Annotated in this window: 13 protein-coding genes and 1 riboswitch; of the genes, 12 read left to right on the top strand and 1 reads right to left on the bottom strand. The window is 52.9% G+C overall.

Going from position 1 to position 14,448, the window contains the following annotated elements; genetic code table 11:
- The 4 genes from rfbB to rfbC are packed head-to-tail and all read left to right on the top strand — an operon-like array spanning window position 1 to window position 3,373.
- A complete protein-coding gene (rfbB, locus tag JLC71_RS11715) occupies window positions 1–1,035 on the top strand; it encodes a dTDP-glucose 4,6-dehydratase (protein WP_200915646.1) in 1,035 nt (344 codons plus the stop codon).
- Window positions 1,036–1,929: a dTDP-4-dehydrorhamnose reductase gene (rfbD, locus tag JLC71_RS11710; protein WP_200915644.1), complete on the top strand. Its 894-nt coding sequence runs from the start codon at window positions 1,036–1,038 to the stop codon at window positions 1,927–1,929. It begins immediately after the preceding gene.
- Window positions 1,926–2,810 carry a glucose-1-phosphate thymidylyltransferase RfbA gene (rfbA, locus tag JLC71_RS11705; RefSeq protein WP_200915642.1) on the top strand — a complete coding sequence of 295 codons (885 nt, stop codon included), beginning with the start codon at window positions 1,926–1,928 and terminating at the stop codon, window positions 2,808–2,810. Before rfbD ends, rfbA begins: the two co-directional genes overlap by 4 nt.
- Window positions 2,810–3,373 carry a dTDP-4-dehydrorhamnose 3,5-epimerase gene (gene rfbC, locus JLC71_RS11700; RefSeq protein ID WP_200915635.1) on the top strand — a complete coding sequence of 188 codons (564 nt, stop codon included), beginning with the start codon at window positions 2,810–2,812 and terminating at the stop codon, window positions 3,371–3,373. Before rfbA ends, rfbC begins: the two co-directional genes overlap by 1 nt.
- A 58-nt stretch (window positions 3,374–3,431) precedes the next feature.
- Here the strand turns inward: rfbC and thiC are convergent, their stop codons facing one another.
- The gene (gene thiC / locus JLC71_RS11695; RefSeq protein WP_200915633.1) at window positions 3,432–5,345 is read right to left on the bottom strand and encodes a phosphomethylpyrimidine synthase ThiC; all 1,914 of its coding nucleotides are present in this window, start codon (window positions 5,343–5,345) and stop codon (window positions 3,432–3,434) included.
- A 61-nt stretch (window positions 5,346–5,406) separates the two neighbouring features.
- A riboswitch (TPP riboswitch) is annotated at window positions 5,407–5,508 on the bottom strand.
- 91 nt (window positions 5,509–5,599) lie between these two features.
- Between thiC and JLC71_RS11690 the strand changes: the two genes are divergently transcribed.
- The 8 genes from JLC71_RS11690 (at window position 5,600) to JLC71_RS11655 (ending at window position 14,424) form a co-directional block, all read left to right on the top strand.
- Window positions 5,600–6,241: a protein-L-isoaspartate O-methyltransferase family protein gene (locus tag JLC71_RS11690; RefSeq protein WP_200915631.1), complete on the top strand. Its 642-nt coding sequence runs from the start codon at window positions 5,600–5,602 to the stop codon at window positions 6,239–6,241.
- Between the two features lie 81 nt (window positions 6,242–6,322).
- Complete coding sequence (locus tag JLC71_RS11685) at window positions 6,323–7,330, top strand: Wzz/FepE/Etk N-terminal domain-containing protein (RefSeq protein ID WP_200915627.1); 1,008 nt, start codon at window positions 6,323–6,325, stop codon at window positions 7,328–7,330.
- Between the two features lie 267 nt (window positions 7,331–7,597).
- The gene (locus JLC71_RS11680) at window positions 7,598–8,812 is read left to right on the top strand and encodes an oligosaccharide flippase family protein (protein ID WP_200915625.1); all 1,215 of its coding nucleotides are present in this window, start codon (window positions 7,598–7,600) and stop codon (window positions 8,810–8,812) included.
- Window positions 8,813–8,835: 23 nt separating this feature from the next.
- Window positions 8,836–9,939 carry a glycosyltransferase family 4 protein gene (locus JLC71_RS11675; protein WP_200915616.1) on the top strand — a complete coding sequence of 368 codons (1,104 nt, stop codon included), beginning with the start codon at window positions 8,836–8,838 and terminating at the stop codon, window positions 9,937–9,939.
- 152 nt (window positions 9,940–10,091) lie between these two features.
- Complete coding sequence (locus tag JLC71_RS11670; protein WP_200915614.1) at window positions 10,092–11,054, top strand: EpsG family protein; 963 nt, start codon at window positions 10,092–10,094, stop codon at window positions 11,052–11,054.
- Complete coding sequence (locus JLC71_RS11665) at window positions 11,051–12,151, top strand: glycosyltransferase (RefSeq protein ID WP_200915612.1); 1,101 nt, start codon at window positions 11,051–11,053, stop codon at window positions 12,149–12,151. Before JLC71_RS11670 ends, JLC71_RS11665 begins: the two co-directional genes overlap by 4 nt.
- Window positions 12,148–13,269, top strand: a complete 1,122-nt coding sequence (locus tag JLC71_RS11660) for a glycosyltransferase family 4 protein (RefSeq protein WP_200915610.1) — start codon at window positions 12,148–12,150, stop codon at window positions 13,267–13,269. The genes JLC71_RS11665 and JLC71_RS11660 overlap by 4 nt, the downstream gene beginning before the upstream one ends.
- A gap of 48 nt (window positions 13,270–13,317) precedes the next feature.
- Complete coding sequence (locus tag JLC71_RS11655; protein ID WP_200915608.1) at window positions 13,318–14,424, top strand: MraY family glycosyltransferase; 1,107 nt, start codon at window positions 13,318–13,320, stop codon at window positions 14,422–14,424.
- Window positions 14,425–14,448 lie beyond the last annotated feature (24 nt).

Here is a 14,448-nt window from a genome sequence, read left to right as displayed (position 1 = left end):
ATGCTTTTTGTCACCGGTGGTGCCGGCTTTATCGGTGGTCATTTTGTACGTGATTGGCTGGCCTGCCGCGATGAGCCAGTGATCAACCTGGATGTGTTGAGCTACGCCAGCAGCGCGGTCGCGCTGGCTTCACTCCAAGGTGATGCACGGCATCACTTCGTTCGGGGCGATGTAGCCGACAGGCAGTGCGTGACCGAGCTGTTGGCAACGTACAGGCCGCGCGCGGTGATCCATTTCGCAGCTGAAACGCATGTGGATCGCTCGATCAGTGGCCCGGATGCGTTTATCCAGAGCAATATTGTCGGCACCTTTAACCTGCTGGAGTGTGCCCGTGCCTACCGGGAGGCATTATCTGATGAGGCAGGGGATGCATTCCGCTTTGTGCATATTTCGACCGATGAGGTTTATGGTGCACTGGCGGCTGATGATGCACCATTCACAGAAGAGCACCGTTACCAGCCCAATAGTCCGTATTCGGCGAGCAAGGCCGCAGCGGATCATCTGGTGCGCGCATGGCATCAGACCTATGGTTTGCCGGTGCAGGTGGTTCATTGCAGCAATAATTTTGGCCCGTATCAGTTTCCGGAAAAGCTGATCCCTTTGGTGATTCAGAATGCCTTGGCCGGAAAAACGCTGCCGCTCTATGGCGATGGTCAGCAAGTGAGGGATTGGCTGTATGTGGGCGATCACTGTGCCGCAATTCGCCGGGTGCTGGATGCTGGCATCGTTGGCGAGAGTTATAACGTCGGCGGGGGCAACGAGAAAACCAATCTTCAGGTAGTGAGTGCGATTTGCCACTTGCTCGATGCACTGCAGCCCCGAGCCGACGGCCTATCGTATGCAAAGCAGATCATCCATGTGGCAGATCGTGCCGGCCATGACCGTCGCTATGCGATCGACGCAAACAAGCTGAGGAGCGAGTTGGGCTGGGAGCCGGCCGAGACGTTTGACTCCGGCTTGCGCAAAACCGTGGCATGGTCTTTGGCTAATCCGGTGTGGGCGGAGGGTATTGACCCGGCACCGACGGGGGGCTGAATGCCGCGTATTTTGCTTACTGGCAAAAATGGTCAGATTGGCTTTGAGCTGCAACGCAGTCTGGCCGTGCTGGGCGAGGTGATTGCGGTTGGTCGCCGCGATTGCGATTTCGCTAATCCTGACGTGCTGCGCGCACTGGTGCAGGATATTCGGCCCGATGTGATCGTTAATGCTGCGGGCTATACCGCTGTCGATCAAGCCGAGCGAGAGCCTGAGTTGGCCTATGCAGTCAACGCGATGGCGCCATCCATTCTGGCCGCCGAGGCCTTGCGCCTGGATGCGCTGTTGCTGCACTACTCCAGCGATTACGTGTTTGATGGCCGCAAGGCCGAACCCTATCTTGAAACCGATACGCCTAAACCCTTGTCGGTATATGGCCGGAGCAAATTGGCAGGCGAAGAGGCGATCCATGCGAGTGGTTGCCGGTATCTGATTGTGCGAATCAGTTGGGTATTCGGCGCGCATGGCGACAATTTTCTTAAAACGATCTTGCGGCTGGCGCATGAACGACAGCATCTGGAGGTCGTTGCCGATCAATATGGGGCGCCGACGGTGGCCAGCCTGATTGCGGACATCAGCGCACAATTGCTGGTCGAATGCCTACAACGGGAACAGATTCAAGGCACTTATCATCTGACGGCGGCGGGTGAAACATCGTGGCATGGCTATGCACAAACCATTGTCCGCGCCGCACAGGCGTTGGGTATGCCGTTGACTTTGAGCGCAGAGGCAATTCGCGCCGTCACTGCGATCGAATACCCGCTGACCGCGGCGCGCCCGGCGAATTCCAGGCTGGATACGCGCAAGCTGCGCCAAGCCCTGGGCACGACCCTGCCACAGTGGCAAATCGGTGTCGCTGACGTGATCAAACAACTGTACGGAACCGCCCGATGACGTCGCGCAAGGGCATCATCCTCGCAGGAGGCTCGGGCACCCGGTTGTATCCGGCGACGCTCGCCGTCTCGAAGCAGCTGCTGCCGATCTACGACAAGCCGATGGTTTACTACCCGCTCGGCACGCTGATGCTGGCGGGCATCCGCGAGATCCTCATTATCTCGACCCCGCAGGACACGCCGCGTTTCGAGCAATTGCTCGGTGATGGCAGCCAGTGGGGTATTTCGCTGCAATACGCGGTGCAAGCATCTCCGGATGGGCTGGCTCAGGCGCTGCTGATCGGCGAGGTGTTCATTGGTAACAATTGCTGTGCGCTCGCGCTTGGCGATAACCTGTTTTACGGTCACGATCTGGCCGCCCTATTGCAAGCTGCCGCAGCCCAACCCCAGGGCGCAACGGTTTTTGCCTATCGGGTCAATGATCCGCAACGCTACGGCGTTGTCGCGTTCGATGCGCAGGGTAAGGCGCTGAACATCGAAGAAAAGCCGTTGTGGCCGAAGTCGTCATACGCGGTCAGCGGTCTGTACTTTTACGATGCACAAGCGGTGCAGATTGCCAAAACCATCCAGCCATCGCATCGTGGCGAGCTTGAAATCACCGACGTCAACGCGGCTTACCTTGCACAAGGCAGGCTGGATGTGCGGATACTTGGGCGCGGCTATGCCTGGCTGGATACCGGTACGCCGGCGGCGATGCTCGAGGCGAGCCAGTTTATCCAGACGATCGAATCGCGTCAGGGGCTCAAGGTTTGCTGCCCCGAAGAAATCGCCTATCGGCAAGGCTGGATCAATGCGGCAGATATCCGAGGACTGGCTGCGGCACTCGGCAATAACGACTACAGCCGCTACCTGACCGCGCTGCTCGACGATACGGTGTTCTGATGAAGCTGATTGAAATGGCCATCGCTGATGTCAAGTTGATCGAGCCGACCGTGTTCGAAGACGAGCGCGGTTTTTTTTATGAGAGCTTCAACGAGCGAGATTTTGCCGCCGCGCTCGGCGAGCCGGTGCGCTTCGTTCAGGACAACCACTCGCTGTCGGTGTTCGGGACGCTGCGCGGTTTGCACTACCAGCAAAATCGGCCACAGGGCAAACTCGTTAGGGTGATTCGCGGCGAGGCGTTTGATGTCGCTGTCGATCTGCGCGCTGGTTCCGCGACGTATGGCCAGAGCTTCTGTGTGAGATTGAATGCTGCCGAGAAGCGTCAGTTGTGGATTCCGCCCGGCTTTGCGCACGGTTTTCTGGCCATGAGCGAGACGGTCGAGCTGCTCTATAAAGCGACCGAGTATTGGGATGCCAGCGACGAGCGGGTTATTGCCTGGGATGATCCGGCGCTCGCCATCGCTTGGCCGGTGAGGATACCGTTGTTGTCAGCGAAAGACGGCTGCGCGCCGGCCTTTGCCGAAGCAAGGCCGGTCGTCCTGGGCGGTACATCCAGCCGTTGAGGCTGAAAATGAAAAACGGCCGCATTGCAGGCCATTTTTCATTGGCAATACGAGGAAATCAGGCCTTGTGATAAACCTCGGCCCCTTGCTTCACGAACTCGATCGATTTTACTTCCATGCCCTTTTTCAGTGCTTCTTCCGCGGCAATGCCCTGCTTTTCGGCGTAATCGCGCACGTCCTGGGTGATTTTCATCGAGCAGAAGTGCGGGCCGCACATCGAGCAGAAGTGCGCGACCTTGGCGCCCTGTTGCGGCAGGGTTTCGTCGTGGAATTCGCGCGCGCGGTCCGGATCGAGGCCGAGGTTGAACTGGTCTTCCCAGCGGAATTCAAACCGCGCCTTCGACAGCGCGTTGTCGCGGATCTGCGCGCCCGGGTGGCCCTTGGCAAGGTCGGCGGCGTGCGCGGCGAGCTTGTAGGTGATGATGCCTTCCTTGACATCGTCCTTGTTCGGCAGGCCGAGGTGTTCCTTCGGTGTCACGTAGCAGAGCATTGCGGTGCCGTACCAGCCGATCTGCGCCGCGCCGATGGCGCTGGTGATGTGGTCGTAGCCGGGGGCGATGTCGGTGGTCAAGGGGCCGAGGGTGTAGAACGGCGCTTCGTCGCACCATTCGAGCTGCAGATCCATATTCTCCTTGATCAGCTGCATCGGCACGTGGCCCGGGCCTTCGATCATCACTTGCACGTCGTATTTCCAGGCGATCTGCGTCAGTTCGCCCAGCGTCTTGAGCTCGCCGAGCTGTGCTTCATCGTTGGCATCCCAGACACTGCCCGGGCGCAGGCCGTCGCCGAGGCTGAACGACACGTCGTACGCCTTCATGATGTCGCAGATTTCCTCGAAGTGCGTGTAGAGGAAATTCTCCTGGTGGTGCGCCAGACACCACTTGGCCATGATCGAGCCGCCGCGCGAGACGATGCCGGTCATCCGGTTGGCGGTCATTGGCACGTAGCGCAGCAGTACGCCGGCATGGATAGTGAAGTAGTCGACGCCCTGTTCGGCCTGCTCGATCAGCGTGTCGCGGAACAGCTCCCACGTCAGGTCTTCGGCCTTGCCGTTGACCTTCTCCAGCGCCTGATAGATGGGCACCGTGCCGATTGGCACCGGCGAATTGCGCAGAATCCATTCCCGCGTTTCGTGGATGTTCTTGCCGGTCGACAGATCCATGATGGTGTCGGCGCCCCAGCGGATGCCCCAGGTCATCTTGTCGACTTCTTCATTGATCGACGAGGACACCGCGCTGTTGCCGATGTTGCCGTTGATCTTCACCAGGAAGTTGCGGCCGATGATCATCGGCTCGACTTCGGGGTGGTTGATATTGGCCGGGATGATGGCGCGGCCGCGGGCGATCTCGTCGCGGACGAACTCGGGCGTGATCATCGCCGGAATGCTGGCGCCGAACGATTGGCCCGGATGCTGGCGCAGCATCATCGCCGCCATCTTCTCGCCCTTGGCGCCGATGGCCTTGAGCGACGCGATGTAATCCTCGCGCTTGAGGTTCTCGCGGATCGCGACGTATTCCATTTCGGGCGTGACGATGCCGCGGCGCGCGTAGTGCATCTGGCTGACATTGGCGCCAGCCTTGGCTTTGCGCGGCTGACGGGTCAGCTCGAAGCGCAGTGGATCGAGCGACGCATCGGCTTCGCGCATGCGGCCGTAGTCGCTGGTCAGACCGTTCAGCAGTTCGGTGTCGCTGCGTTCGGAGATCCACGCGGCGCGAATCGGCGCGAGGCCCTTGCGTACATCGATCTTGGCGAGCGGATCGGTGTAGGGCCCGGAACAGTCATAGACGTAGATGGCGGGATTCTGTTCGCCACCGAAACTGGTCGATGTATCGGTCTGGCTGATTTCGCGCATCGGCACACGGATATCGGCGCGCGAACCGGTCACGTAGACCTTGCGCGAGTTCGGCAAAGCCTGGATCGCGGCCTCGTCGACGTGGGCATCGCTGGCGCGAAATTCGGTGGGTTTGTTCAAGGTGGTGCCTCCTGCAAATAGAGAAGAGGCGCAGGAGAACGGACTGACGGACGGGACGAGTGCACCGACCGATTCGCTTCCCTACGCCGGTGTGAACCGGATCAGGTGCTGAGGGACTCTCTCATTCGCCCATGTTGGATGGGCGAAACCCCTAGCGAACTACAGGCTGTGACGGTACTGATATTGTGGGATAATTACAAGCTATTAAGGAAATCGCGCCCCGCTGGACGGGGCCAGCTTGAGGTGATGCAAAGATGGATTTGGAACACGCCCGCTACCTGCTGGTAGAACAACAGATTCGCCCGTGGAACGTGCTGGATTCGAAGGTGCTCGACCGTGTGCTCGCCTTGAAGCGCGAAGACTTCGTCCCGGCCGACAAAAAGGCGCTGGCCTTTGTCGACACCGAACTGCCGCTGCCCTGTGGCGGGCAGATGCTGTCGCCGAAGGTCGAGGCTCGCTTTGTCCAGGAAGCCCAGCTCAAGCCGACCGACAAGGTGTTGGTGATCGGTGCGGCCAGTGGCGCGTATCTGATCGGGTTGGCTGCCGGGCTGTGTGCGCAGGTGTATGGGAGTGATGACACTGCCGAGAAGGTGGCGTTCGCCCAGGCCGGTGTGCAGCGTGCCGGGATCAAGAATGTGCGGATAGAGCAGACTAGCGATCTGCTCGGATTTAATGCGCAAGCACCATATGACGCGATTATCGTTTGTGGCTCGTTTGACGTGCTGCCAGCGGCTCTGAAGGAGTTGCTGGCCAGTGGTGGCAGAGTGCTTGGCATTGTTGGCGAGTTGCCGATCATGCGTGCGGTACGTGTCAGTGCCGGTGCCGGTGCGGAAGAAACCTTGTTTGAATACAACCTGCCACGGCTGCAGCCAGCGCGATCTGTGTTTGCGCTTTAAATGGACGATGGCGTCGGGCTGATGCACGGCGCTTGTCCATGCCAAAACGGCCATGACACAAAAGCGCTCCATGGATGACCGATGACTATAAACGCACAGCACGATCCTTCGACCCGCGAGCAGGAAATTTCGCTGCTAGACATTCTGGTAGTCCTGGCCCGGCATAAACGGGCCTTGATCCTGGTTCCGCTGCTCGCGGGTTTATTGGCTCTGGCCGTCACGCTGGCTTTGCCAAACCAGTACACCGCTACGCTGAAAATTGCGCCTTCAAAGAATACGGCTGTTTACGCCTGGTTGCTGAATGACGAGCTGTTGATCAACCCGGTTTCCAAGGCGCTTCAGCTCAAACAGCATTACGGTACGCAGGGGGCTGACAGCACGTTGCGCGCAATCGAACGCCACGTCAAAATCAAGCCGAATGCCAAGGAAGGCTCGCTGGTTCTGCAGGTAACCGACACCGAGCCGGCCTTTGCTGCCAAATTGGCCAATGCCTTTGGTCAGGGTTTGACCCAGCAGTTGTTTGAATTGCGCCTGCTGGAAGCATCCAAGACCAGGCACGATCTGGAGTTGCGGCGCGACATGGCAGCTGAAAACAAAGCCAAGGCCAGTAAGCTCCTGGCTGAACCCGCGGTCAAAGAAATCATCGACCAGATACCGCCTGCTGAGCGATACGGCATCATCAGCCTTGCCGGAATTCAGGCCGAGGCCACTTTGCAACAACAAGGCATTTCCGATTTGGCACAGAGTCAGATCGTCAAAATGCAGGATCAGCTTTCCAGCATGCAGCGCCTGCTCGTGGAAAATATGAAGCGCAATAACGGTGACCTTGGAAAGTGGATTGCGGCCATTAACGCCCTACAAGACGAAGCCTACTGGGGGGCGATGAAAGACCGGCTCGACCGCCGTGTTGAATTGGTCAAAGCACAAGAGCGGGATGAATTGAAAATCAGTTGGGCGGACACGCCTGATGAAGAATCCGGACCAAAGCGTGGGTTAATTACGGTATTGGCGGCCTTCTTTGGCGGGGTAGTGATGTTTTTGGTGGCAATAGTGAGAGAAAGTGCCCGTATGAAAAAGAATGCAGTATAGAGCCATTTTCAAGGCTTCTTATTTTAGATGAATCGCCATATACGTTTTGATTGTTTGAATGGTGGTATGAAGAGAATGTCGTTTTTTTGTGTTGCTTGTAAATTGATCAATTCGATTGAAGGTGACAGTGGGCGGTAGAGATGTGATTCAAAAAAGTGTCAAGATTTTACATGGTTTACCGTATGGTTCTGGCGAACGAGCGTTGTTTCGTTTGTAATATGTCAGATCTTTGGTTTGTTTTCATGCAGTATCTTTCTGATATGTCTTGTGAAGAAAATTGCTCTTAATTTCGGCTGGCTTCTTGTAGAGCGTGGGGGGCAGGTTGTATCTGCACTGATTGTTAGTGGTTTGATTGCCAGATCTCTTGGTGTTGGGGGATATGGAGAGTTTCAGTACGCGCTTGCGGTTGTGCTTTTCTTTTCTTCGTTCGGTTTGGTGTGTGGCGCGGAGGTCATTCTACCTCGCATGGTGGATTCCAGTCGGCTAAAGGCAAGGCGTGTTATTTTCAATGCTTTTCTTTTGCGAGAACTGGCGGCCGGATGTTCGTATGGAGTGTTGCTGATATTCTCATTTTTTTCAATGGGAAGCGGGAGGGAGTTTTGGACTGTTGCTGTTGTCGGGTTGATGGTTTTTTTTAGAGAGCCCTCCGCCGTAGTCACAACGTATTTGCAGTCTCAGTCCGCAGCTCGGGTCGCGTCTCTACTTGGTTTGTGTGCAACGTTGGGTCGGCTTTTATTTGTAGTTTGTGTTTATTCTTTGGGTGTGAATAATCCAATTTATTACGCGTTTGCTTGGGTGTTAGAGGCTTGTTTAATTTCATTAGGGTTGCTTTATGTTTTTAGGCGAAGATTTGGACGAGCTAAAGATGCTTTTTGCCGAGAAGAGATTTATAGTCTTTTCGCTCAAGGGTGGCCGTTTCTTGTAGGGTTGATCGCAATGTACGGTTTTCTGAGGGTCGATCGATTTCTTGTGCGATTTTTATCTAGTGCGCATGAATTGGGCATTTATTCCGCAAGCATGCAAATTACTGATAATGTAAATCAGTTGGCTCCATTGATGGCTGTTAGTGCTGCGCCAGTTTTGATATATGGATCAAGAAATGAATCTTTAGTGAAAAAACATGTTCTATTTCTTGCATTAGGCATGGGGGGGCTGGCCTTAATTGGATGCCTTTCTTTATTTAGTGCAAGTGAATGGATTATGGGCGCTGTATTTGGTGGTGAATTTGTTTATGGTGCAAAAACTTTGTCGGCGTCTTTGCTTTTATGTCCGTTGGTCTTTTTTGAGGCTGGACTGAATACCTACTTGATTAAATATGGCCTTGGGCAAAAGACTATTCTGAAATGGGGTGCTGCAGCAGTAATATGTGTTGTTGTTGGTTATTTTACTATTCCAAGCTACGGCGGCATAGGTGCTGTGATGGCTGTTGCATCTGGTTATGTTTTTGCCATCGGTGCTGGGGTTAGATGGATTTTCCGTTGAAAATTTGGTGATCGTTGCAGACTATGAAAAAAAATATATGTTTTTTTGTCGGAAACTTGGATTCTAGTGGCGGAACTGAACGGGTGGTAAGTTTGGTTGCCAATGCGTTGGCACACCGTCGTGATTGTCAAATAACAATTTTGAGCCTTTGGGGGGGGCGAAAACCATTTTTCGATCTTGATCCGCAAGTGGTTTGTCATTCGCTGTTTGCTAGTCGACATCGATTTTCTTTATGGTTTGCGCTGGTTGTAATTCGTCTTCGACGATTCCTTCGCTCTCGCAGTGTTGATGTGTTGATTGATGTAGAATCCATGTTGGCGTTATTTGCCGTTCCCGCCGTTTACGGGCTTTCGATTAAGCACGTTTGCTGGGAGCATTTCAATTTCAAAGTGGATCTTGGGAGAAGAAACCGGCGGATCGCACGACATATGGCTGCGTTGATGTGTGACAATGTTGTTACATTAACTGAGCGTGATAAGTCGTTCTGGGTGCAGGGCGCTTGGTGTCGGGCCTCCGTGGTCGCTATTCCAAATCCATCGCCATCACCATCTCAGACTATTTTAAGTGCTATCAACACAAATGATCGACAAAAAATCGTTTTAGCTGCTGGGCGATTCGTTCACCAAAAGGGGTTTGATCTTCTGTTGCGAGCGTGGAGTCTTGTCTCAGTTAAGTCGCCTGGCTGGAAGTTGCAAATAATCGGTGATGGTGAAGATAAGGCTTTACTTGAAGGTCTTATAAAAGATTTTGGTGTTGAAAGCTCTGCTTCATTAATCCCATTTCAGAAAAATATTGAGCCTTACTATCGGCATTCACGTCTGTATGTTTTGAGTTCCCGTTATGAGGGGCTGCCGATGGTATTACTTGAGGCATCTGCGCATGGGTTGCCAATGGTCGCTTTTGATTGCGATACAGGGCCCAGCGAAATTATTCAGCACAGGCGGAACGGATGGCTGTGTCCACCCGAGGATGTTGTTGCGCTGGCCACGGCATTGTGTGACGCCATTGAAATGGCGAATGACGATGAACGTTATCTATTTCATCAAAATGAAGCTTTAAAAGGCGTGGAAAAATTCGATCTTGATGTGGTGTTGATTAAGTGGGTGCATTTGTTGGGTTTGAATTAAATGGGGCCATTCAAGGGGCTCAGTTTTCTGTGTGAAGTCATGCATGGTTTATTGATTTGTTTTGATTCAGTTTCGAGACGACTAGATTTCGTTGTATGTCAAAATGGATGGGGTTGCAAAATGGCCTCAGTGCTTATTGGTAAGGGAGGGCGGTGTTGAAGCTAAAAAGCGGTGGTGCGATTTTAATTGCTTCATTTACGGCTGTTGTTGCCCAGCTTTTCCCGGTGAATGTTCTTCGTGATCGGGATAATTACCTGATTTATGCATATGAATCAATTTTTATCCTCAAAGATAATTTCGAATACTCCCTATTTAAGGGGCTTTTCAATGAGCCCATTTTTTTGCTCTTGAATCATTTTTTGAGTTTTTTTCTTGACCCGGCGTCTATTCCCGCTTTTTACTCGTCTTTCTCGATATTCTTGATATTCCTCTCTTGTGGTCTCAAGGCTAGGGGGCTGACGTCATTTGTGCTCGTTGCTCTGCTTTTGCTCTGCTCTGCCCAGTTTTTTCATCTTGGAATGGTTGTCCTTAGGCAGGGGTTATGCTCAGCGGTTTTGTTGTTTGTTGTTTGTATTACAAATAAAAGAAAGTGGTGGATTTTTGCATGTTTAATTCTTTCCTTTGTTCATACATTGAACTTTATAATATTGGGGTTTCTAATTTTAGATTTTCTTCTGGATCGATTTGATCTTGGTTTGAAGTGGAGAGTTGCTGCCTATACTGCAGGGGCTTCGATGTTGGCATTGGTTGGGCTCGTTGCCGCAGAATATCTTGGGGTGCGACAAGCTACGGAGGAACACTTGACAAATGAAGCAACCGCTTCAGGTGCGGCTTTTATACTCTGGGGTGGGCTCTTCTTAATCTTGATTTCACGCGGGCGTAGTTGGCTGTTGAGTGAAGGTGTGTATTCCGTAGCGCTTATTGGGGTTGTGAGTTACTTGGTATTGTATTTTTTTTCTCCGATTGCAGGTAGATTGGTTATTTCTTTTTTGCCATTTGTTTATGTCGCACTGGCCAATAAGTCTAGATCTGTTGATTTGATCTTTGTGGTTGGGCTTCTTTTTATCAATATATACTTTTATCAATCAACCTTGGTGAATAATAGTTTTCTATGAGGCTGTTACTGGTTATTACTGGTTTGGGGATGGGGGGAGCAGAGCGCCAAGTTTGCGATTTGGTTGATTGTTTCGCGATGGCTGGCCATGAGGTCACTTTGGTTTCTTTGAATGGCGCTACGCTGAATCGTCCTGTAGATACCCGAGTCAGGCTTTTCGAACTGAACATGCAGAAAACGGCTTCTGGTTTGATATCTGCATTGAAAGCGGTTCGTCGGATCATTCTGAATTTCAAGCCAGATGTGATACATAGCCATATGGTCCATGCCAACATCTTTTGTCGGTTGTTGCGACTGATCGTGCCTATTCCTCGCTTGATTTGCACTGCTCATAGTACCAGTGAGGGCGGAAGGTCGAGGATGTGGGCGTATCGGCTTACCGACCAGCTTGCAGACATTTCTACCAATGTGAGTGAGGAAGCGGTCGACGCATTTGTCGCCAAAGGGGCGTGCAAACCCGGGCGAATGATTGCGGTCGCCAATGGTATTGATGTCGAACATTTCCGGTTTAGTGAAAACGACCGCCAAAGTCGCAGACAAGAGCTTGGTCTTCCTCCTGGTGGGAGGTTGCTATTGGCCGTCGGTCGTTTGACTGAAGCGAAGGATTACCCGAATTTGCTGCGTGCCTTCTCGTTACTTCGCCCTCAAGATCGCTCGCTTTATTTGGCAATTATTGGCGATGGAGATTTGTGCCAAACGCTGCCGCATCTTGCGGAGACGATGGGGCTTGCAGGCCAAGTACACTTCCTTGGCATGCGGCGAGATATAAACGCGTGGATGAGCGCCGCAGATTTATTTGTGCTTTCCTCCGCTTGGGAAGGGTTCGGTCTGGTTGTTGCCGAGGCAATGGCATGTGAAAGAGTCGTTGTCGCAACAAATTGTGGTGGTGTTGCCGAAGTTATCGGAAAGGAAGGCATATTGGTTCCTGTCAAAGATTCACAGGCATTGGCTGCTGCCATTAATGAGGCGTTAGATTGGTCGGTGGAGCAAAAAAGACGCATTGGCCAAGCTGCGCGCCAGCGAGTCGTAGAGCGTTTTTCTTTGGGAGCCGCAGTGGAAAAATGGCTTCAACTTTATCAGGGTAAAGTGGCGGAATGAAGACTGATAGGCACGTTCTGTTTGTGGCCAATACCGCGTGGTCGCTCTATAACTTCCGCGCGGGCGTGATCAAGCACTGGATTAACCTGGGGGCTCGTGTCACGGTTGTAGCGCCCATGGATGAGTGCGCCCAGCTATTGATTGATATGGGGTGCGGGTTCATTGATCTGAGGATGTCGGCAAAAGGGGTAAACCCGATAGAGGATGCGTGTCTCGTATTTCGTTTGATGCGCATTTATCGGCGATCCAAGCCGACTCTCATCGTACACTATACGATCAAGCCGAATATTTACGGATCGATCGCGGCTAAATTGGCCCAGATACCGTCATTGGCGGTGACTACTGGCTTGGGGTATGCATTTGTCAATCCGGGTGTCGTTTCAAAAATTGCCTGCAGCCTTTATAAGTTTGCGTTTCGCTATCCGCGGGAGGTCTGGTTTCTGAATGAAGATGATCGCCTCATCTTTCTGGAGCGCCATCTGGTCTCGGCCGATCGGGCGATGCTTCTGGATGGCGAGGGTATCGATCTATGTCAGTATTCTCCAAGAGACAAACCATGTGATGATGGCAAACTTCGCTTCTTGCTGATTGCTCGCTTGTTGTGGGACAAAGGAATTGGCGAGTTTGTAGAGGCTGCGCGAATTGTTCGTCAGCGTTACCCTAATGCCATTTTTCAATTGTTGGGGGCGTGCGGTGTTGATAATCCGAGTGCGATCAATGCTGAAAAAATCCAAGAATGGCGCGATGAAGGTGTTATCGACTATCTTGGCACGACGACAGACGTGCGTGAGTTTATTGCGCAGGCGGATTGTATTGTTTTGCCTTCCTACCGCGAAGGTGTGCCGCGCTCGCTCATGGAAGGTGCATCCATGGAGAAAGCGCTGATCGCAACGGATGTTCCGGGCTGTCGCGATATTGTCGAACACGAAAAAACAGGGTTCCTCTGCCCGGTCAAGAGTGCCGAAGCGCTGGCTGAAAGTATCATGCTGTACATACAGTTGTCGCCGGCAGCCAAGGTAGAGATGGGAAAGGCTGGTAGAAAGTTCATGCAGGTTCGGTTCGATGAGCAAATAACAATTGCGGCCTACGACTCGTTTATGGCTCGCAACCTTGCTTGATGTGAGTTTCTTTTAATTATTTCGATAAAATAGAGTGGCCGTTCTTTCATGCAGATATTTATTTTGGCGTTTCTAGCGTCTTTGATTGCTACGTTGCTTATCATTCGCTATCAGCATCTCCATGCCCATTTCACTGCCGACCATGACCTGAATGGTGTTCAGAAGTTTCATTCAACCGTGGTTCCCCGAGTCGGCGGCGTCGGTGTTGTTTGCGCAATGCTAGCTTGTCTGCTCTGGCTTGGCTATAAGGCGCCAAATGAGTTCAAACCGTTTGGCCTGCTTCTGATCGCGGCATCGCCTGCTTTTATTGGTGGGCTGGTGGAGGACTGTACCAAGCGGGTCGGCGTGCTGGCGCGCTTAGGGCTGACGATGCTGGCTGCAGCCTTAGGATTCTGGTTGCTCAAAGCGGGCATCAACCGACTGGATATCCCATTGGTGGATAGCGCCATGCGTTTCTGGATAATTGCTTTGATTTTCACTATGGTTGCCGTGGGTGGCGTGGTGAATGCTGTCAATATCATCGATGGCTACAATGGTTTGGCGAGCATGGTGTCGATCATGATGCTGGCCGCATTGGGCTATGTCGGCTTCCAGCTGGGTGATCCGCTGATCTGGAAGTCCGCGCTAGCGATGATGGGCGGGATTCTTGGTTTCTTTGTCTGGAACTATCCGCGTGGCTTGATCTTCCTTGGCGATGGCGGCGCCTATCTGATCGGTTTCATGATCGCGGAGCTGTCGGTACTGCTTGTCGCGCGTCATCCGCAGGTTTCACCGTGGTTCCCGCTTCTGGTTGTGATGTATCCGGTATTTGAGACGCTGTTCTCGATTTATCGGCGCGCGATTTTGCGCGGGACATCGGCAGGTATGCCTGATGCTGCACATATGCATCAGCTTATTTACAAACGACTTGTTCGCTGGGCGGTGGGGAGCAAACATGCAGGTGAGAAAACTACCCGCAATGCCATGACGTCGCCGTATCTGTGGCTACTGTGCTCGTTTGCGGTCTTGCCGGCGGTGCTGTTCTGGGACAACCGCTTGATGTTGCAAATTTTTGTCTTGGTCTTTGTGATCTTGTACGTTGTCCTTTATCGACGTCTGGTTAGATTCAATGCGCCTCGTTGGTTGCTGGTACGCAAACCGGCAGACAAAAAATAAAAAAGCGGCCAATGGCCGCTTTTT

This window comes from Jeongeupia sp. HS-3, from assembly GCF_015140455.1.
In the GTDB taxonomy this organism is placed as follows: Bacteria; Pseudomonadota; Gammaproteobacteria; order Burkholderiales; family Chitinibacteraceae; genus Jeongeupia.
Note: the sequence above shows the minus strand (reverse complement) of the source record. Positions and strands in the feature narration are given on the sequence as shown.

What these genes read in the sequence shown, in the direction of transcription:
- rfbB (WP_200915646.1), top strand. Translation starts at nt 1, where the DNA reads ATGCTTTTTGTCACCGGTGGTGCCGGCTTTATCGGTGGTCATTTTGTA.
- rfbD (WP_200915644.1), top strand. Translation starts at nt 1,036, where the DNA reads ATGCCGCGTATTTTGCTTACTGGCAAAAATGGTCAGATTGGCTTTGAG.
- rfbA (WP_200915642.1), top strand. Translation starts at nt 1,926, where the DNA reads ATGACGTCGCGCAAGGGCATCATCCTCGCAGGAGGCTCGGGCACCCGG.
- rfbC (WP_200915635.1), top strand. Translation starts at nt 2,810, where the DNA reads ATGAAGCTGATTGAAATGGCCATCGCTGATGTCAAGTTGATCGAGCCG.
- JLC71_RS11690 (WP_200915631.1), top strand. Translation starts at nt 5,600, where the DNA reads ATGGATTTGGAACACGCCCGCTACCTGCTGGTAGAACAACAGATTCGC.
- JLC71_RS11685 (WP_200915627.1), top strand. Translation starts at nt 6,323, where the DNA reads ATGACTATAAACGCACAGCACGATCCTTCGACCCGCGAGCAGGAAATT.
- JLC71_RS11675 (WP_200915616.1), top strand. Translation starts at nt 8,836, where the DNA reads ATGAAAAAAAATATATGTTTTTTTGTCGGAAACTTGGATTCTAGTGGC.
- JLC71_RS11665 (WP_200915612.1), top strand. Translation starts at nt 11,051, where the DNA reads ATGAGGCTGTTACTGGTTATTACTGGTTTGGGGATGGGGGGAGCAGAG.
- JLC71_RS11660 (WP_200915610.1), top strand. Translation starts at nt 12,148, where the DNA reads ATGAAGACTGATAGGCACGTTCTGTTTGTGGCCAATACCGCGTGGTCG.
- JLC71_RS11655 (WP_200915608.1), top strand. Translation starts at nt 13,318, where the DNA reads ATGCAGATATTTATTTTGGCGTTTCTAGCGTCTTTGATTGCTACGTTG.